General features: G+C 50.5%; 15 protein-coding genes. 10 read left to right on the forward strand and 5 right to left on the reverse strand.

Translation table 11 applies throughout. From position 1 onward, the window contains the following. Positions 1–61: 61 nt before the first annotated feature. The 3 genes from K0J45_RS10010 (at position 62) to K0J45_RS10020 (ending at position 3,372) form a co-directional block, all read left to right on the forward strand. Positions 62–877, forward strand: a complete 816-nt coding sequence (locus K0J45_RS10010) for an SDR family oxidoreductase (RefSeq protein ID WP_220045161.1) — start codon at positions 62–64, stop codon at positions 875–877. Between the two features lie 38 nt (positions 878–915). Beyond that, positions 916–1,458 (forward strand): DUF2058 domain-containing protein, encoded by a 543-nt coding sequence (locus K0J45_RS10015; RefSeq protein ID WP_220045162.1) that lies wholly within the window; start codon positions 916–918, stop codon positions 1,456–1,458. A gap of 162 nt (positions 1,459–1,620) precedes the next feature. Beyond that, entirely contained in the window at positions 1,621–3,372 is a 1,752-nt protein-coding gene (locus tag K0J45_RS10020; protein ID WP_220045163.1) for an acyl-CoA dehydrogenase family protein, read from the forward strand. 96 nt (positions 3,373–3,468) lie between these two features. Here the strand turns inward: K0J45_RS10020 and dacB are convergent, their stop codons facing one another. Together dacB and K0J45_RS10030 are read right to left on the reverse strand one after the other, a co-directional pair. After that, positions 3,469–5,082, reverse strand: a complete 1,614-nt coding sequence (gene dacB / locus K0J45_RS10025) for a D-alanyl-D-alanine carboxypeptidase/D-alanyl-D-alanine endopeptidase (protein ID WP_220045164.1) — start codon at positions 5,080–5,082, stop codon at positions 3,469–3,471. A 34-nt stretch (positions 5,083–5,116) separates the two neighbouring features. Next, entirely contained in the window at positions 5,117–5,293 is a 177-nt protein-coding gene (locus K0J45_RS10030) for a hypothetical protein (RefSeq protein WP_220045165.1), read from the reverse strand. 230 nt (positions 5,294–5,523) lie between these two features. Here K0J45_RS10030 and K0J45_RS10035 point away from each other — a divergent pair, with 230 nt between their 5' ends. The 3 genes from K0J45_RS10035 (at position 5,524) to K0J45_RS10045 (ending at position 8,100) form a co-directional block, all read left to right on the forward strand. Next, a complete protein-coding gene (locus tag K0J45_RS10035) occupies positions 5,524–5,856 on the forward strand; it encodes a DUF1904 domain-containing protein (RefSeq protein WP_011865762.1) in 333 nt (110 codons plus the stop codon). 11 nt (positions 5,857–5,867) lie between these two features. Further along, the gene (gene pssA / locus K0J45_RS10040) at positions 5,868–7,181 is read left to right on the forward strand and encodes a CDP-diacylglycerol--serine O-phosphatidyltransferase (RefSeq protein WP_220045166.1); all 1,314 of its coding nucleotides are present in this window, start codon (positions 5,868–5,870) and stop codon (positions 7,179–7,181) included. Positions 7,182–7,350: 169 nt separating this feature from the next. Beyond that, positions 7,351–8,100, forward strand: a complete 750-nt coding sequence (locus tag K0J45_RS10045; protein WP_220045167.1) for a tRNA-uridine aminocarboxypropyltransferase — start codon at positions 7,351–7,353, stop codon at positions 8,098–8,100. Positions 8,101–8,741: 641 nt separating this feature from the next. Here K0J45_RS10045 and K0J45_RS10050 read toward each other — a convergent pair. Beyond that, complete coding sequence (locus tag K0J45_RS10050) at positions 8,742–10,154, reverse strand: Xaa-Pro dipeptidase (protein WP_258406810.1); 1,413 nt, start codon at positions 10,152–10,154, stop codon at positions 8,742–8,744. A 96-nt stretch (positions 10,155–10,250) separates the two neighbouring features. After that, on the reverse strand, positions 10,251–11,393 hold the full coding sequence (locus K0J45_RS10055) for a serine hydrolase domain-containing protein (protein WP_220045168.1): 1,143 nt from the start codon (positions 11,391–11,393) through the stop codon (positions 10,251–10,253). Between the two features lie 375 nt (positions 11,394–11,768). On the opposite strand from K0J45_RS10055, the gene K0J45_RS10060 reads away from it, so the two are divergent. Both K0J45_RS10060 and K0J45_RS10065 read left to right on the forward strand, forming a co-directional pair. Beyond that, positions 11,769–12,335, forward strand: coding sequence for a GNAT family N-acetyltransferase (locus K0J45_RS10060; RefSeq protein ID WP_220045169.1), 567 nt, complete (start codon positions 11,769–11,771; stop codon positions 12,333–12,335). Positions 12,336–12,570: 235 nt separating this feature from the next. After that, a complete protein-coding gene (locus tag K0J45_RS10065) occupies positions 12,571–13,491 on the forward strand; it encodes a manganese-dependent inorganic pyrophosphatase (protein ID WP_220045170.1) in 921 nt (306 codons plus the stop codon). Positions 13,492–13,706: 215 nt separating this feature from the next. Here K0J45_RS10065 and K0J45_RS10070 read toward each other — a convergent pair whose 3' ends face one another. Continuing rightward, positions 13,707–16,109 carry a Lon protease family protein gene (locus tag K0J45_RS10070; protein WP_220045171.1) on the reverse strand — a complete coding sequence of 801 codons (2,403 nt, stop codon included), beginning with the start codon at positions 16,107–16,109 and terminating at the stop codon, positions 13,707–13,709. A 312-nt stretch (positions 16,110–16,421) separates the two neighbouring features. Between K0J45_RS10070 and K0J45_RS10075 the strand changes: the two genes are divergently transcribed. Both K0J45_RS10075 and K0J45_RS10080 read left to right on the forward strand, forming a co-directional pair. Beyond that, positions 16,422–17,357: a GGDEF domain-containing protein gene (locus tag K0J45_RS10075; RefSeq protein ID WP_220045172.1), complete on the forward strand. Its 936-nt coding sequence runs from the start codon at positions 16,422–16,424 to the stop codon at positions 17,355–17,357. A 425-nt stretch (positions 17,358–17,782) separates the two neighbouring features. Then, positions 17,783–18,697 carry an alpha/beta hydrolase gene (locus K0J45_RS10080; RefSeq protein ID WP_220045173.1) on the forward strand — a complete coding sequence of 305 codons (915 nt, stop codon included), beginning with the start codon at positions 17,783–17,785 and terminating at the stop codon, positions 18,695–18,697. Positions 18,698–18,727: the final 30 nt, after the last annotated feature.

Raw genomic sequence — 18,727 nt, forward strand, 5'->3', positions numbered from 1 at the left:
TGACCTGACACTTCGAGCCTCCTAATTTAATTCTTAAGGTTTTATTAGACAGGGAAAGAAGATGTTCGATTATCGAGGGAAAAACGTCTTTGTAGTGGGCGGTACCAGTGGCATTAACCTGGGTATCGCCAAGGCTTTTGCCAAGGCGGGCGCTAACGTTGCCGTGGCCAGCCGCCGTCAGGAAAAGGTCGATGCGGCCGTAGAGGCACTGCGCGAGATTAACGGTCAAGGTAAGATGCTTGGCGTCGCCTTCGATGTGCGGGATCTCGACGCGCTAAAGGCTGGTTTTAAGCAGATAGCCCATGCCTATGGCCAATTGGATGTGCTGGTCAGTGGCGCGGCCGGAAACTTCCCGGCGACGGCGGCAGAGCTTTCCGAAAACGGCTTCAAGTCGGTGATGGATATCGATCTGCTGGGCAGTTTTCAGGTGCTCAAGCAGGCCTATCCCTTGATGCGTCGCCCCGGCGGCGCCATAGTACAGATCTCGGCGCCTCAGGCCTATATTGCCATGCCGATGCAGTCCCATGTGAGCGCGGCCAAGGCTGGCGTCGACATGCTGACCAAGAGTCTGGCACTCGAGTGGGGTGTCGAGGGGATCAGGGTTAACTCCATAGTGCCCGGTCCCATCAGCGGCACAGAAGGTTTCAACCGCCTGGCCCCCAGCGATGCGCTGCAACAGGCCGTCGCCCAAAGCGTGCCCCTTAAGCGAAACGGCAGCACGGATGATATTGCCAATGCGGTGATGTTTATCGCTTCACCCATGGCCAGTTACATTACCGGTACCGTGTTGCCAGTAGATGGCGGTTGGTCCCTCGGCGGCGCCAGCATGGCCATGAGTCAATTAGGCAAAATGGCCCAACAACCGAAAGAGAAGTAGGTAGCGCAGATAGTGTTGCCCAATGAGTGAGAAGAAAGATGGCAAACCCATTTCAAGAGCAGTTGCTCAAGGCTGGCCTGGTCAGCAAACAGAAAGTTCGCGATGCCAAGACCCAGAAGCGTCGCGATCGTAAAGCTAAGGTCGATGATGGCTCAGAGGCGTTAAAACAAGAGATCGCCGCAAAGAAACAGGCGCAGATCGATAAGGATAAGGCGCTAAACGAGCAACGCTTCGCCGAGGCGACGGAGAAGGGCCAGGTGCGCGGGCTAATCACCGAATTTAAGCGCTGCGCCATCGAGCCGCCAAAGGATGCCGAAGTTAAGTTTAACTACACCCTAGGCACTAAGATCTTTAGCCTGTACGTGAACGAAAAACTGCAGAGCCAACTACTCAACGGCCAGTTAGGGATAGTTCGGCACGAAGAGGTGAGCTACCTGGTTCCCCATAAGTTGGCAGAACGGGTTAACCTGCTGGTGCCCGACTGGTGTGGTTACCTGTGGCAGGCAGAAGATGCCACCCAAGTGGTGGAAGAAGACGACCCATACGCAGATTATGTGATCCCAGACGACCTGATGTGGTAAGTCCCTCATTTGGTAACTAGCTTTAACTTAAGAAGCCTCGCAAATTACGCGCGGCTTTTTTATTTGCGCTGGCGGACAATATTTGACTAAAGGGCTTTATTCTCAGCCGTAACTGAGATAGATTAAAACAACTGTTTTAATCTTACGTTTGAGAGAGGCGAGATGAATCCATACCAGGCGCCGTTAGCCGACATGAAATTTCTGTTGGAGCGCGTGTTCGATGCTCCACAAACTTGGGGTGAACTAGCGGCATTGGCCGAGACCGTCGATATGGATACGGCAACGGCGATCCTCGATGAGGCGGAGAAGATCTCACGTGATCTTATCCATCCTATTAACCGTCCCGGTGACGAGCAAGGCGTAAGCTTTGAAGATGCTAAGGTGATCACACCCGATGGCTATCGTGAGGTTTATGACCAATATGCCGAAGGCGGTTGGGTAGGGCTATGCGGCGATCCTGAGTTTGGCGGCATGGGCATGCCTAAGATGCTTGGCGTGCTGGTCGATGAGATGGCCTATAGCGCCTGTAACGCCTTTACCTTATATGGTTCACTCACCGCGGGTGCAGCCCTCTGTATCAATGCCCATTGCAGTGACGAGCTAAAAGAGAAGTACCTGCCTAACCTCTATTCGGGTCAATGGGCCGGCGCCATGGACATGACAGAGCCACAGGCAGGTTCAGATCTGCGTAACATCCGCACCAAGGCGATACCACAGGATGATGGCAGCTATCTTATCTCTGGCAGTAAGATTTTCATCACTGGCGGCGACCATGACCTCACCGAAAACGTTATTCACTTGGTACTGGCAAAACTGCCGGACTCAAACGGTATCTCACTCTTCTTAGTGCCTAAGATCAAGGTGGATGATAACGGCGAGCTGGGCGAAACCAACGGTGTGACCGTTGGCTCAATTGAGCACAAGATGGGGCTTAAGGGCTCGGCGACCTGTGTGATGAACTTTGACGATGCCCAGGGTTATCTGATCGGTAAGGCAAACCGCGGCTTAGTGTGCATGTTCACCATGATGAACTATGAGCGTCTGGCGATTGGTATTCAGGGCCTAGGCACTTCTCAGGCTGCCTACCAGATGGCCAGCGATTATGCCAAGGAGCGTCTACAGGGCCAGGCCGCAGGTGGCAGCGACAATGCCAGTGATCCTATCCTGGTACACGGTGACGTGCGCCGCATGCTAATGACCATACGCTGTTATACAGAAGCCGGGCGCGCACTGTCGGTGTTTACCGGTCAGCAACTGGATCTCGCTAAACATGCCGAGGGAGAGTTGCAGGAGAAGGCGGCGCGCTATGTCGGCCTGCTTACACCCGTTGCCAAGGCGTTCTTGAGTGACAGAGGCCTGGATGCCGCCGTGATGGCACAGCAGGTGTTTGGTGGTCACGGTTATATTCGCGAGACGGGTATCGAGCAGCTGGTTCGTGACACCCGCATCGCGCAGATCTACGAGGGTACTAATGGTATTCAAGCCATCGATTTTCTGGGTAGAAAGACCACAGGAGACGATCTGCGTACATTGACTGAGTTTGTTGGCGAGTGCCAGAGTCAGCTGGCAGCCATGACCCATGTTACGGATGCGCAAAAGGCGCTTATCACATCACGTTTCGATGCCTTGCTGGCGAGCGGCGAATATATCAACGCCAACAAGTTAAGCAATCCGGCTTTGATCAATGCCTGCGCCGTCGATTTCCTCGATGCCTTTGGTCATCTGGTCTATGGCTATTTCTGGTTATTGATGGCCGATAGGGCTGCCGATCACCAAGATGCAAGCTTCAGCACGGCGAAACAACAGCTGGCCGATTTCTATCTGGCCAAACTGCTGCCTAAGGTCGACTACCATCTGGCGCAGGTCAACGCCGGCGATGCCAGCGTGATGGCTATGGCAGAAGAGTTGTTCTAGTCGTTAACTTAAAGCAGAGGAAAAACGCCCGGTTCATTAGGTCCGGGCGTTTTTTTATTTCTCACATTTAACTAAGCACGCGTTATAGGGCGCATGTTATTGCGCACTGAGCGTCTTTGAATTGTTTTTTTCATCTCCATTCTCATCGCCTTGGCTTTTGACTGTTTGCTGTGGGTTATCCAGCAGGCTTTGCAGAAAGAGGGCGCTAAAGGGGGCAGGGCTTTGTTTCTTGCTCTTCTGGCTCTGGCCATTTTCCATGACCACGAAGAGCAATTGGTGACCTGTATCGAGTGAAAGGTAGCCCGCTAAATTATCGACACCCTGCATCGAACCTGTCTTGGCAGAAACCTTATTCATCAAGGGAACTTGATGAAAGCCGGGCTTATAGTTGAGGGTACCGCTAACCCCGGCGACCGGCAGCAGCTCAATGAGGGGGCGTAATTTTTCATCCTTCGCCATCAGGCCCAGAACCTCGGCCAGTTGCCGGGCCGAGATAAGGTTATAGCGAGAAAGGCCCGAGCCATCGATGATCTGCGAGTGGCTGAGATCTATCCCGTCCGCCTCGAGTATCGCCTTAACGGCCCTGGCACCTGCATGAAAGCTTTCTGGCACCTTGTAATAGTGTGCGCCTACGGCTTTAAACAGGCTGTCGGCAATCAAGTTATCTGAATCGAGCAGCATGGTACGAAGGAGCGCCTCAAGTCCTTCCGATTTGTGGGTCACTAAGGGCTTAAGGCCTATCGGCGTTCTGTGGGCGATAGCTACTTGTCCGCTCATTTTAATGTGGGCACTCTTTAACATGCGCGTTAGCATCTCTTTAGCGTAGAGCGCTGGATCATCCACGGCGATAGCCAGATTAAGCGGCTTATCACCCGGATAACAGCCACTGATGTGGTAATGGTTATCGGGCAACCTAGCTAAGTTGAGTTCACAGAAGGGCTCTTGTTGCGTCTTATCAAACACCGCCGTTGTCGACACCTTGATGGGCAGATATCGCGGAAAGTTGAGTTGGCTGGCGCTGCTTGCCAGCTTTGGCTTTAACTGGCCCTTGACGCAATTTTGATTGACGATAAAGCTGGAAACTGGCGCAGCGTAGCAGATCCCTAGATCGTCCCACACCCAGCCGGGGGCTCGCGTCTGCTCCTTGGCTTGCCCCACAAGCAAGAGGTTCCCTTTAACGGTATGAATGCCTGCATCTTTCAAGCTCTTTAACATAGCTCGTAGATCGTCTGTGGTTAAGGTGGGGTCGCCACTAAAGGAGAGATAGAGATCGCCCGTTAACACACCGTGAGACAAGCGCCCCTTGGTTGAAAATTGGGTCGCAAAGCTGAACTCTTCACCCAATACCCGCATCGCGGCGACGGCCGTGAGTAATTTTTGCGTACTGGCAGGCAGCAACAGGGTATCGGCGTTGTGCTGATACAGTATCGCGTCGGTGCTGAGATCTTGAGCCCAAATAGACAGTTGCGAGTGAGGCGGCGCGATCACCGACAAGAGGTTGTCATAATAGCTTTGATTATCATAACCCTTGCTATCAAGCTGCTTAGTATTGGTATTAGCGTCGGTCCCGGCATTGCTGGCTGCGGGTATTAAGGCAGCCGCGACAGCTAAAGACAAGGCGAAAGGTTTTGCAGCCGGAATCGCCTTAGTCAGCAAGCTTGGGAAATTAAGGGGAAGGGCGGTAAGCCCGCTAGTCAATCTTGTAAACATAAGCGTCGAAACAGTTCCTTGTTTTCGGTTTTGGCTAATCGTCCATTGAAGGCTCATCTTTTTCCATCAAACGGTATAAACGAAGGGTGACAAATAGCACTAATACAATAAAGAGCGGCAGCACCATAAAACCGAGCTGCGCCTTAAAATGAAAGATGCCCCATGCGGCTAACAGGGTTATTGCCAAGGTAAGAAGAATGGTTTTATTCATGCTGGAACCTAAACGAAGACAGATAAGCCTATTGTAAGGTGTTTTACGCCCAATGTCGGAGCGTTAAACGAGAATTAAGACTAAGGATGCAAAACTTAGCACTTTAGCCGCTGATTCTGCTTAATTTTAACCCGGTTTGTCTCAAGTGCGACTGACAACAACAGAAAACCCTTGCCCCAAACCCGGTAAATGGGTAATTTCTACCCCTTAAGATTTGGGATGGAACCAGTATGCCACACATTCGTATGCGCGGTTTACCGCAAGAGGCGGTATGTCGAATCAGTGAGACCTTACTCGATGAGCTTGCAAACCTTTGTCAAATCAAGGCTGAGAGCTTCACCTTAGACTGGGAGCCAAGCGTCAGCTATCGCGCCGGCAAGGTCGATACGACATTCGTGCAAGTCGAGGTGCTCTGGTTTCCTAAAGATCCCGAAATTCGTCACGCAGTAGAGCAGATCATTCGTCAGGCCGTATTAGCGCACTATTCGCCTGCAAAACATATCTCAATCATGTTTATGGCGCTCACGCCACAATGCTACTACCGTGATGGGCAGCATTTTTAAAGGAGGATACCTTGCTGGATAAGCTAGGTGGAATTGCGTTACCCGCCGACGCCATACGTTGGTTGCTAACGCCTGCGGCGCTTAAAGCCGAACTACTCAAACAGATCGCGAACGCTAAACGAGCGATCACCCTTGCCGCACTCTATCTTGAAGATGATGAGGCGGGCAGGGAAGTGTTGGCTGCCCTGATGGCGGCCAAGGCCGCCAGACCCGAATTGGATATTACCGTTTTGGTTGATTTTCATCGTGCCAGACGTGGGCTTATCGGCCATAAGGGTGACAGCGGCAACTACCTCATGTATCAAGAGGTGGTTAACGCCGCAGAGCATCCGATCAATATTCTTGGCGTACCGGTAAAGTCCCGCGAATTTATGGGCGTACTCCACCTTAAAGGCTTCATCATAGATGACACCGTCATCTACAGCGGTGCCAGCCTGAATAACATCTATCTGCACCAGGGCGAGAAATACCGTTTCGACCGTTACCATGTAATCGAATCTAAGCCATTGGCAGAATCCATGCGTAACATGGTGATGGAGTACATCGCCAGTGACAGAGCCGTGACCTCGCTCACCCAAGATAGGGCGACCGAAAAGCTGCCGGAAAAAAATGATGTTCGCAGCCTGAAACAGCGTCTGGCTAAGGCCAACTATCGTTTTGCGAGTACCAAGTCGGGCAATCGCATCACACCTGTGGTTGGTTTAGGGCGCAAGAAGAATAAGTTAAACAAGCTAGTGATCGATCTGGTATCCCAGTCTCAGCGCTCGCTGTTTATCTGCACCCCCTATTTTAATCCGCCTTATATTCTCTCCAGAGCGCTTGCTAAGCACCTGCGAAAAGGCAAACGAATCGACATCGTAGTGGGCGACAAGACGGCTAATGACTTTTACATTCCGCCGGAGGAGAAGTTTTCGACTATCGGCGCCTTGCCCTACATGTACGAGCAGTCGCTGCGTAAATTTGCCAAGCGTCAGCAATGGGCCATCGATGCCGGGCTACTCAACATTCATCTGTGGAAGCATGATCGCAACAGCTATCACCTTAAAGGGATTAGCGCCGATGATCGCCTGCATCTGATCACTGGCTCTAATCTCAATCCAAGGGCTTGGGCGCTGGATTTAGAGAACGGCTTATTGCTGCAAGATGAAACCCAAGCCTGGACCGAAGAGTTCAAACAGGAGCAGGCGCACATCCTCGAGCATACAGAGCGTCTCTATCATTACAGCCAGATAGATACCCTGAATAACTATCCTAAGCCGGTACGCAAGATCATGAATCGTATCAGACGTCTGCGCGCCGATTTCCTGCTACGCCGTATCTTGTAAAACAAGAAGGCGAATCGTTGTCGCCGCGCATAGATAATGAGTTAGCATAGAAACAGGCGAACATCATGGTTCGCCTTTTTTATGAATGAGATTTGAATGGTTCTGCCCGGGTTATACTTAACCAGGCAAGCCATGACGAGTAAGCCCCAAGTTTTTAATAGGTTATCCAATGACACTTCCTCCCCACGCGGTACATCAGCGCTACCAATATCGAAAGGCGATCTCTACCCGGCCCTATAATGCCCGGGGGAAAAACCTTGAGCGCTGTGAGGCCTGCCTGCTGGCTCAGCGCTACTGCACCTGTGATACCCGCGCGCTGTTGCAATCCGAGGTTAGTTTTTTGCTGGTGATGTATGACGATGAGGTGTTAAAACCCAGTAATTCCGGGCGCCTAATTGCGGATCTGATCCCCGATACCCATGCCTATATCTGGGATCGCACCCGAACTAATCGCAAGCTCATGGCACTACTCGAATCTTCCGAATATCAACCTTATCTGGTTTTCCCCAGCGAATATGCCATGCCATCTCAAGCAGTGGTGCCCGATGTAGCGCTGAAAACGCGCTTAGCCTCGGAAATCAAACGCCCGCTGTTTGTGCTGCTCGATGGCAGCTGGCGTGAGGCGATCAAGATGTTTAACAAGAGTGAATATCTGCACCATCTGCCCATGCTGTCGTTTGCACCGGACGCCGCGGCGCGATATGGCCTACGTAAGGGAAGTCGTGATTTTCAGCTCGGTACCGCCGAGGTGGCGAGTCTTGTACTTAGCGCTGCCGCAGAGCCCGAGAATGCAGCCAGTCTGTCAGCCTGGTTCTCGCTGTTTATCGAATCATCCCTCTATAGCCGCAGCCGCAAGAGCCCTAAAGATCTGGCGCCACTCGACAGTTTGAAAGCCGCTTTCCTAAAGACTTTAAAGTAAACGTTAAAGTAGAGCCTTAAAGTCACAAGCTTGTCTGATTTTTGCGCCGAGGGGAATATTCTCATATAGTGAAATAAGGGGCTATGCCAGAGGTTGGCGTGTTTGAGTCGAGGTTCTTCGATATTGGCTTTTGCGCAACGGGGTGTAGCATCAAACAAAATAAGGAGTAGCTATGTTAAATATACCTCTACATAGAAACTTGCGCATAAGTGGGCATAGTTTCTCTTCGGGCGGCTACTCACTCGTGCTATTTCTCTTTCTCTTAATGGGCTGTGGTACGCCAAGCCAAATTGATAACAGTTCAAATCAGTCTATTGCTCTGGATACCGTGAGCTACAACAGGTATCAGGCCATCTATTTTTGTAAACAAAATCGTTGGGCGTTTTGCCAGAGTTGGGGCGAGCTGAGTGTTACACGGCTCGCCTGAGGTTTGGGACCTGAATGTTAGTTAGTGTAGCTCAACGGGTCGAGATAGGTGTTTTGCATCTCACAATTACTATCTCGTTTGTTCTTACTGACACGCTTATTGTATCTACTGGCCGAGCCTGAGAAGCAAGGATACGCATAGGGACATTTACCTATTAACTTGCCGACTTATTCGCTATTGAGACAACTAGCCAACAGACAAATGCCCCTACGGACTAATCTTTGTAGGTCACACCATCCTTCATAACGAAGCTCACCCGTTCCATCAGTGATATATCTACTAAAGGATCGCCATCCACGGCGATGATGTCGGCATAGAAGCCAGGCTTGAGCTGGCCGAGATGGTCTTCTTGCTGGATCAACGCCGCACTGTTAACGGTCGCGGCCTGCAGCGCCTGGGCTGGCGTCATCCCAAAGGTAACCATACGTGAGAACTGTTTACCATTGTCGCCATGGGGATAGATGGCCGCATCCGAGCCAAACACCATCTTAGCCCCGGCTAGGGTGGCGCGCCTGAAACTATCACGCTGGGCCTTAGAGACTTGTTTCTCTTTCTCTATGTTGGCCTGAGGGACACCATTGGCTTCGCCAAAGGCCAGGGTATATTCGGTATTGTAGATGTCGCAGGACAGGTAGGTTCCGGCTTTAACCGCCATCTTAATCGCCTGCTCATCCATAAAGCTGCAGTGTTCAATGCTATCTATGCCAGCGCGAATAGCGGCCTTGATGCCGCTGGTGCCGTGGGCATGAGCGGCAATGACTAAACCGCGACGATGGGCCTCGTCGGCTGCCGCGGCCAGTTCTTGCTCGCTATATTGCTGCACGCCGACCTTGGTTCCCTTTGAAAAAACGCCGCCGGTGGCGCAGATCTTTATAGCATTGGCGCCATATTTGATATTTTCGCGCACCTTCTGCCTGACAGCCCAGGGGCCATCGGCGACACCACCTGCGACACTATGCGCCTCTGGCGCGGCAAAGTTATCGTCACAATGGCCGCCAGTGATACTCAGCGCATGGCCAACGGCCCAGATGCGGGGCCCGGGGATCTCACCAGCGTCGATGGCATCGCGCGTTGCGATAACCGAGTAACCAGAGGCACCTAGGTCCCGCACCGTGGTAAAACCTGCCATCAGGGTATTACGGGCATTCTTGACCGCCTTCACCGTCTGTCTCGGAATGGAGTAATTCATCGATTCGAGAAAGTTATCTTCGGCGTCGCTGGAGAGATGCACATGCATATCCATGACCCCAGGTAACAGATACTTATCCTTAAGGTCGACCACTCGATAATCGCCTTGCATAGCCACACTACCTAGCTTAGCCACACTGCCTTGATGGCCGACCGAGACAATCTGATTGCCGCGCACCACTATGGCTACATCTTCGATAGTCTTTCCCTCAGCGACGTCCACATAGCCTTTAGCAAGTAGCAAGGTGTCTTGCTCTTGTTGATGAGTTTGGGCCTGAACTTGGGCCTCTGCTTGATTTTCGACTTGAGCTTGAGCTTGAGCAAAGCTAGGCAGTACAACCGCCAAGGCCAGTGCAAGTGTGCTCAATGGTTTGGTTAGGACTAGCAGGGACAAAGATGCTCTTTGCTGAGAAACATCATAGGGGCGCTGCGACATCATAGGTTTTCCTTATTGTTATTAATGGGTAACGCAAGAGTCATCTTAAGTCATATTGGGTCGAATAGACGAGTAAGTTTTAACGTCAGTCCTTAGCCATTAACTTTGCTTAGTGGCGAACACCTGTTGCCAAAACTCTGCGCCGAGAGCGCTGATTACTCGTGACTCACCGTTGAGCAAGATAGCAATCCCAATATCCAGCTCTGGCGAGTAGGCCACTTCGGTCACATAACCTGCGACCCAACCGGCGTGGTAGATCAGCCGATGGCCGTTAAACTGGTAGATGCGCCAGCCCTTGCCGTAGTGAGCATCATCAAGATAGGGTTTCCAATCGCGGCGGCGCAGCTCCTTAGTGGTGCGAACCCCTGGAGTAGTGATATCTTCAAGGACCTGAGGCGACAGCACCTTAGGTTCATGCCCCATGTTAGCCATGAGCCACTTAGCCATATCCTTGATACTGGCATTGACTCCAGCCGCTGGCGCCAGCTGATAGTAGTTAGGTTTTACCTTTACCTGCTTAAATCCATGTTTCGTCTTGATATGAGGCTCGGCGCGATTGCTGGTATGAGTAAAGGCCTCATAGCCAATAGAGGCCGTCTTCATGGCAAGCGGGGCGAAGATACGTTTGTCGATCAACTCTTCATAAGGCTGGCCGCTTTCCTGTTCGATTGCCTGCTCGATAAATGAGAAGGCGACGTTTTGATAGCTGTAACAGACACCCGGTGGGCATATTGGGGTCAGCTCGGCAAATTTGGGAATGATTTTGTTTAACTTAACATTGGCATTAACCAGGTTATCGTAGCTGTTTGGCATCAGGCCCGTGCTTTGGCCTATCACATGGCCCAAGGTGATCGCCTGACTATCGGCAGGCTTAGCCAGGGAAAAGTCAGGAAGGTATTGATTGATAGGTTGTTGCCAGCTGAGTTTATGTTCGTGCACCAGTTGACTCGCCAGTGCCCCGGCAAAGGTTTTTGAGACGGATGCCAGGCGAAACACAGTATCGGCATTGATCTTCTTGCTACCGCCTTGATGGCGTTTACCATAGGTATCCAGAGTAACTATGTTGTCGCCCTGGACGATCACAAAGGCGCCGCCGGGTACTTTGTTCGCCTTTAGCTGCTTCTTAAAATTTTGCTGAAAACTTTTGCCTAGGTGTTGATAAGACTGGGCCATTGTCGAGGCATTGAAAAGGAGTGCGCAGCAGCACACGGCGAATGATGACAGGGCCGTATTGAAAGACATGAATAAGCTACCCGAATAAACAAAGTGAAACGATCAACGTCTGTAAATTATGTACGTTTGTATTAGTTATTATCTTAAAAATCATGCCCTTTAGAAAAAGGGCGCGTCAAAATCACAATCTCTGTCATGACTTTGACGCTCACTCCATACTAACTAAAGGTGGTTGAAGATGTAAGTCGTGGCAGTGTAACAATCTGGTAACTGCGCAATTGTTCGGCAAACCCAGCAAGGAAATTCAGCTAGCAAGCTAAGTTTAAGTGACACGGGTTTGAAATCTAACGCTACTAGACACTAAGTAAGGTTTCTATTTACCTGCTTGTTATCCCAAGGTTATGATGCTCGGTTCGTTATCTGTTGGAAATAAGGGAGTAAAAGATGAAGATAGCCGATAGCCAGAGATTAAGGTTTGAGATGATCACCGAGCAAGACGCCCAGCTGCTCTATGATTTAAATCTAGATCCCGAGGTAATGCGTTATATCAATGGCGGCAAGCCTTCGACCATGGCAGAAATTGAAGACTACTTTATCCCGCGTATCCAAGGCTTTTCCAATAGCGACACGGGATGGGGTCTCTGGAAAGTTACTACGTTAGCCAGCGAATCGGACCTTGGCGATACCTTTATCGGCTGGATCCTGGTGCGGCCGATGGATTTCTATACCGAGGAACCAAAGCATTCGGATCTCGAGGTGGGTTGGCGTTTTGCGCAAGTGAGTTGGGGAAAGGGCTACGCCACAGAGGCTGCCAAGGCGGTTTGCAACGCGCTAGTTAAGCAGTCTAGTGGTAATGGCAAGGCAATCACCCATTTCAGCGCCATCGCAGACCCGGATAATAAGGGGTCAATCAATATCATGACCAAGCTTGGCATGGAGTATATTAAAAATACTAGCGTCGACACCCCGGAGGGCGAGGTTGAGGTGGTGTTATACAGCATGGCGGTTTAACGCAAGCTAGCTTATGGGCAGCAAGGTTTAGCACCTTATCTATCCGATAGACCTAAGATAAAGGGCATTTTCCGTTAGGCTATCCATATTAGCGTTTATTTAGCCCCTATTGGGGCGTTACATTTATCTTGAACCCCTGCATTAGACTAGCGTCTAACCAATTAAAGGCAGGGGAGTAATGTAAATTGATTTTCCTTTTGGTAAAATGCCGCAAAATTTACTGTGAGAGTTAATTATGCCAATGTACGTTGTGGGTCATAAGATCCCAGATTCAGATTCAATTTGTGGTGCGATTGCACTGGCTTACCTTAAAAACCAGATCGGTGAAGAAGCCATTGCCGCAAGACTGGGTGAGCCATCGCCAGAGACCGCCTTTATCCTGGAACGCTTTGGTTTTGAAGCCCCGCTGTATAAAGAGCACTACGCCGGTGAGCAGGTATACATCGTTGACCACTCTGAGCTTACCCAAGCACCGGACGATATTGCCGAGGCCACTATTGTCGGTATCGTCGATCACCACAAACTGGGCGACCTGACGACCTCTACACCGCTTGAGTGTTGGATCCGTCCTGTGGGCTGCAGTAACACAGTGATCAAGATGATGTACGACTTCTACAATGTCGAGATCCCTAAAGATATCGCCGGCATCATGATGTGCGCCATCCTGAGCGATACAGTGATCTTTAAGTCGCCAACTTGCACCACGGCCGATATCAAGTGTGTCGAAGCCCTGGCAGAGATTGCCGGTATCGAAGACTACAAGGCGCTTGGCATGGAGATGTTCAAGGTTAAGTCGGCTGTCGAAGGCACGCCGGTTCGCGATCTTGTGATGCGTGACTTTAAAGACTTCAACATGAACGGTAACCTGGTCGGTATTGGTCAGCTTGAAGTTATCGATCTATCAGTATTCGATAAGGTTAAGACTGAACTCGAAGCCGATATCGCGGCGCTTAAGGCTGAAGGCAATCGCCACAGCGTGCTTTTGCTGCTGACCGATATCATGAAAGAAGGCTCTGAGATGCTGGTCGTGTCTGATGATGCCGACCTCACCGAGCGCGCCTATGGCAAAGCAACTGAAAACGGCCGCGTATGGTTAGATGGCGTACTCAGCCGCAAGAAGCAGGTGGTTCCGCCGCTGCAAGAAGCCTTCGCTTAATAGCTAAAGCTTAATAACTTAACCTTAATGGCAATGTTCTTAGCATTTGCTAAGTGACTAATGTGACTAAGTGACTAAGTGATTGAGAAGATAAAAAAGCCGGTAAAATACCGGCTTTTTTATTGGCTAATGATTGGGGTTCTAGTCTCAAATCGGCGCTTATTCCGAAAGCCAAAACCCCTAACCCTTAACATTTTTTCCTTAAATCTTCGCTCCTAGACCTTAGCCTTTTGGGTACGCTTTACATGGTCCCTTAGTTTCTGCAGTCTGGCATCGGCCATGGCGTAGAGGCTGTCCTTCGGATAGTCTTCGAACTCAAAATCACGTTCACCAGCCGGAATACCCGTTAAGATCTCGACCGCTTCATTGACATGATCGATCGCCCAGATGGAGAACTCTCCCTCGCTAACGGCATCGACGATATCGGCTCTAAGCATCAGGTTTTGCACATTGGTGCGCGGAATGATCACCCCTTGGCCTTTATGACGTCCCTTGATCTTACAGACATCAAAGAAGCCCTCGATCTTCTCATTCACGCCGCCAATGGGCTGTGCCTGACCAAACTGGTTCATCGAACCTGTGATGGCAACATCCTGGCGCAGTGGCACCTTGGCAAAGGCGGAAACGATGGCGCACAGTTCCGCCATTGAGGCGCTATCACCGTCGACACCCGAATAGTTTTGTTCGAAGGTGAGGTGAGTGGTTAGCGGTATCTTATCCGTCTGACCGAAAATCGTCGCGAGATACGCCGTTAGAATCATCACCCCCTTGGAGTGGATCTGACCGCCGAGTTCAACCTTGCGCTCGATATCGAACACGGCGCCTTCACCGAGTGAGACACTGGCGGTGATACGGCTGGGAGCACCGAACTGATGATCTGAGGTTGCTACCACAGACAACGCGTTGATCTGACCTACCACACTATCTTGGGTATCGATGAGCGTGGTGCCATTGATAAAGCTCTGCATCACATGATCACGTAGGCGACAGACCCTGAGCTCATGATTATGCAGTGCCTGCTCAACATGGCCTGCGCGGATCATATTGGACTTACTCGTCCTGGCCACATAATTAGATTCCCGCAGCAGGTTGGCAATGTCCGCCGAGTGCAGGGATAGCTTATTTTGCGCATCGGCCTGACGGGCGCTGAACTCTATGACACGTTTTATGGCGCCGCGGTCACAGTGCAGCATCTTGTTGCCCACCACTATGCTGGAGATAAATTTCGCGTACTGCACCTCGGAGGCGTCGGTACGTGGCATCTCATCTTCAAAGTCGGCGGTGACTCGAAATAGCTCTTTAAATTCAGGATCATAATGTTGCAGCAGCTGATAGGTCTGATAATCGCCAAACAAAATGATCTTCACATCTAATGGTATGGCCTCTGGGTCCAGCGAGATGGTACCCGATAGCGTCACCTCACGCTCCAATGAGCTGAGACTCAACTTACGAGAGCGCAGGGCGCGCTTCAAGCCGTCCCATACGTAGGGTTGTTCCAGTACCTTGATGGCGTCAATCATCAGCACGCCGCCGTTGGCCTTATGCAGGCTGCCTGGGCGAATCAAGGAAAAATCGGAAAAGATAGTGCCCTTATAAGTGGCGTTTTCTATATAGCCGAAGATGTTGTGATAGTTAGGGCTCTCCTCAATCACTATGGGCATGGGGATATCGGCATGATTAACTAACACATTGACCTGATAGCGCCTCGGCATCTTCTTAGCTAGGGAGGCGTAGGAGAGGGCGATCTGCTCCTCATTTTGCTCGAGGAAGATGTCCAGATTATCTAAGATATCTTTGTGCATCTCATTTAGGTGCGCCTTAACCTCGGGATATTGCGCGTAACGCTCCTTAAGGGAGTCAAGCAGATGCACCAAGACTTCCTGAGCCACCTGCTCGTCATGCTTCTGCTGTTTGTCCGAATAACTCTCTTCCCAGGCGGTAAACTTGCGTACCACTTCCCTAAGCTTAGATTCGAGGGACCCGATATTTTTCTCAAGCTTCGCCTGTTCCTTACTGCTTAGCTCGGCAAAACTGGATTCGGTGTGCGGCTCCTCACCATTCATGGCGACCAGCTCGTAGCTGCCTTGGGGATTGATAGACAGGCTGATCTGCTTCGCGGCCGCCTCTTTGGTTATCTGCCCCAGCGCCGATTCTTGCTTCTCGGCCAGCTGTGTCTTTAGTTTCTCGGCCCGCGAATAGTAAAGCTCATTGTCAAAGGCCAAGGGCAGGGCCTTAACCAGGCGCTTCATTAAGTTTTCGATATCAGCCTTGAAGGCCTGGGCCTGACCACGAGGTAGTTTAAGCACCTTAGGCGTGCGGGCATCGTCGAAATTGACCACATAGCACCAATCGAAGAGTTGGTGATGCCCGTTGGGGTCATATCTGTCCAGGTAACGCATTACCATAGTACGTTTACCCAGACCATTTCGGCCGATGGCGTAGATGTTATAGCCCTTATCTTTCATCGACATGGCAAATTCTACCGCCTGTTGGGCGCGTTCCTGGCCGACAATTTCGTTGAGCGGCGTCAGCTGTTTAGTCGATTTAATGCTGGGATCGAGTAGGGCAAGTGTAGAAGAACGATAAAGCTTGTCACTGGCAAGAGGAGAAATGGACATAGGCGAGTGCCCTCATATGACAAATGTTAACCCCAGTGTAGGCAGCTCATTTTTCAATTTACAATCATTTTTTATGTTGAAAGAGGTATTTAGGCGCGCCAATTGATTTGTTCGCTCAATATATGTACAAATCGTTAACGCTTTCGAAGTAAAGCGGCTCAAGATGATTATTTTGACGATTCAGGACCACAAAAACGGTCCGATAAACCCCGCAGCGCCGAGATAACTTGTTAATATAGCACTCGTAGTTAACACAACTATACTCTTGTTAGGTACAGGGAACGTCAATTTAAACAAGAAGAGACCCTAAATATGCCGTATGATGCGCCCAATCTACACCCAGATCTGCTCCAATGTCTGGCCAGTGACAGCTATCTGTTGCAACTGACATTGGATACCTTGCCTGTGCCTATCTTCTATAAAGATAAGGCAGGCGTCTATCTGGGCTGCAACAAGGCATTTGAATCCTTCATTAAACTCACCCGGGACGAATTAATTGGTAAGAGCGTCTATGAGCTGTTCGACGAGGAGCTCGCCGAAGTCTACCAACGCGCCGATCAGGCGTTATTCGACAATCCTGGCGTGCAGATCTATGAGAAACAGATAAAGACCCGTGAAGGTGATTCTGTCTTTGTGCGTTTTCATAAGACAAGTTTTAACGACAATCGTGGTGAGGTGGCCGGCCTAATCGGTGTAATATTCGATATCACAGAGTTAAAGGCGCTGGAAGCCCAACTGACACACCATGCAATTTATGACGATCTCACGCAGTTTTATAACCGCCGCGAGGGTATCGCCATTGGCGAGCGCCTATATCACGCCTGTAGTCAGCAGCAGGGAGAACTGGGCGTCATCCTTATCGATGTCGATTATTTCAAGTTGATCAACGACACCTACGGCCACATGGTCGGCGATGATGCGCTGCGCCATATTGCGGCGACCTTAAAGCAACAGCAGGATCCCGAAGATGTGCTGATGCGTTGGGGCGGCGAAGAGTTTGTCGTCTTGGTTAATCGTACCTTTGGCACAGGCCAAGACTTCGAGACTTATCTTGAGGCCCGTGCACAGGTCTATTGTGATGCCATAAGACAAAATCGTTTTCAGATAGGTGATGACGCGCTGCAGATCACTTTTAGCTGTGGCCTAAGCTCATTTGAGCCGGGTAAGAGCCTGACGCAGATGCTACACGATGCAGACGCTGCGCTTTACAGGGCAAAGGATGCTGGTCGCGATAATGTAAGCTGGTAGCTGGCTGACTTGGTTGGTTGTAATTTTAAAGTAAGAGTTGCTAACGTTGTTTCAGGCTAATACTCGTACTGTCCCATTTAAGCGTCTCATGGCTTGTAAATCCTACGACGCTAACTTAAGAGTCTCTTGGTAATACCTATATATTGTTAACACCTATATTTTGGCAAAACGGATAATTTGACGTTTTCAGCCTGCCCAGGCTGTCACGCTTATTTAATTTTCTCATAAGATTCAGCTTCTTAACTGCAATTGTTTGTCTGACTCCTATTTTATCTTTGAGCGAATATGTCATTTTAGGCAATCAATAAATCACTTTGTGCAAACCCATCTCTGCTGTGATTCCTATACTGAATCGTAAGTCGGGAGGGCAGATACTTGAAGGTAATTTCTCTCCTGCTACCGATAACGAGTACGGAGTAAAGCAGATGAACCGAGTTACCTTTCCAAATACCAATGGCCTAGATATCACCCTAGCTGGGCTGATCAACTTTCCTGCCGATTTCGATGAAAGCAAAACCTACCCAGCGATCGTCGTTTCTCATCCTGGCGGCGGTGTAAAAGAACAGACTGCGGGCACTTACGCTAAGAAACTGGCCGAAAACGGTTTTATCGCTATCGCATATGATGCTTCTTACCAGGGCGAAAGCACAGGTGAGCCTCGTCAGCTGGAAAACCCACATGTGCGCACCGAAGATGTTAGCGCTGTGATTGATTACCTTACAACGCTGAACTATGTAGATAACGATCGCATCGGAGCCATGGGCATCTGTGCGGGCGCAGGCTACACAGCCAATGCCGCGATAAACGATCGCCGCATTAAAGCGGTCGGTACCGTGAGTATGGTTAATATCGGTCAGATGTTCCGCAACGGCTGGGATAACAGTGTTAAGGATAGCGATGCTCTGCCATACATAGAGGCAGGCTCTGGTGCCAGAACTTCAGATGCTAGCGGCGCAGAAATCGCCACCATTCCAATGGCACCGTTAAAAGAAGAAGACGCACCTAACGAAGAACTGCGCCAAGCGTGGGAATACTACCACACCGATCGCGCAGCTTATTGCACTGCGCCGGGCTTTGCGACAGCACGCAGTCTGACGCAAATCATTACCTACGATGCCTTCTTCAAGGCAGAGGCGTTTTTGACTCAACCCCTGCTTACCGTTGTCGGTAGTGATGCCGGCAGTAAGTGGATGAGTGATGACTTGATGGCGCGCGCTGCCAGTAGCGACAAACAAATGTATGTCGTTGACGGCGCAAATCACATGGATCTCTATGACGGTGAGTCCCCAATTGCCGAAGCTATCGGTGTGCTAGCACCATTCTTCCAGCGCACGCTGTAACCACGCGCCAAAGTATTAAAATAGAAAGGC

This window comes from Shewanella alkalitolerans (genome assembly GCF_019457575.1).
GTDB classification, from domain to species: domain Bacteria; phylum Pseudomonadota; class Gammaproteobacteria; order Enterobacterales; family Shewanellaceae; genus Shewanella; species Shewanella loihica.

What these genes read in the sequence shown, in the direction of transcription:
- K0J45_RS10010 (WP_220045161.1), top strand. Translation starts at nt 62, where the DNA reads ATGTTCGATTATCGAGGGAAAAACGTCTTTGTAGTGGGCGGTACCAGT.
- K0J45_RS10015 (WP_220045162.1), top strand. Translation starts at nt 916, where the DNA reads ATGGCAAACCCATTTCAAGAGCAGTTGCTCAAGGCTGGCCTGGTCAGC.
- K0J45_RS10020 (WP_220045163.1), top strand. Translation starts at nt 1,621, where the DNA reads ATGAATCCATACCAGGCGCCGTTAGCCGACATGAAATTTCTGTTGGAG.
- dacB (WP_220045164.1), bottom strand. Translation starts at nt 5,082, where the DNA reads ATGTTTACAAGATTGACTAGCGGGCTTACCGCCCTTCCCCTTAATTTC.
- K0J45_RS10030 (WP_220045165.1), bottom strand. Translation starts at nt 5,293, where the DNA reads ATGAATAAAACCATTCTTCTTACCTTGGCAATAACCCTGTTAGCCGCA.
- K0J45_RS10035 (WP_011865762.1), top strand. Translation starts at nt 5,524, where the DNA reads ATGCCACACATTCGTATGCGCGGTTTACCGCAAGAGGCGGTATGTCGA.
- K0J45_RS10045 (WP_220045167.1), top strand. Translation starts at nt 7,351, where the DNA reads ATGACACTTCCTCCCCACGCGGTACATCAGCGCTACCAATATCGAAAG.
- K0J45_RS10050 (WP_258406810.1), bottom strand. Translation starts at nt 10,154, where the DNA reads ATGATGTCGCAGCGCCCCTATGATGTTTCTCAGCAAAGAGCATCTTTG.
- K0J45_RS10055 (WP_220045168.1), bottom strand. Translation starts at nt 11,393, where the DNA reads ATGTCTTTCAATACGGCCCTGTCATCATTCGCCGTGTGCTGCTGCGCA.
- K0J45_RS10060 (WP_220045169.1), top strand. Translation starts at nt 11,769, where the DNA reads ATGAAGATAGCCGATAGCCAGAGATTAAGGTTTGAGATGATCACCGAG.
- K0J45_RS10065 (WP_220045170.1), top strand. Translation starts at nt 12,571, where the DNA reads ATGCCAATGTACGTTGTGGGTCATAAGATCCCAGATTCAGATTCAATT.
- K0J45_RS10070 (WP_220045171.1), bottom strand. Translation starts at nt 16,109, where the DNA reads ATGTCCATTTCTCCTCTTGCCAGTGACAAGCTTTATCGTTCTTCTACA.
- K0J45_RS10075 (WP_220045172.1), top strand. Translation starts at nt 16,422, where the DNA reads ATGCCGTATGATGCGCCCAATCTACACCCAGATCTGCTCCAATGTCTG.
- K0J45_RS10080 (WP_220045173.1), top strand. Translation starts at nt 17,783, where the DNA reads ATGAACCGAGTTACCTTTCCAAATACCAATGGCCTAGATATCACCCTA.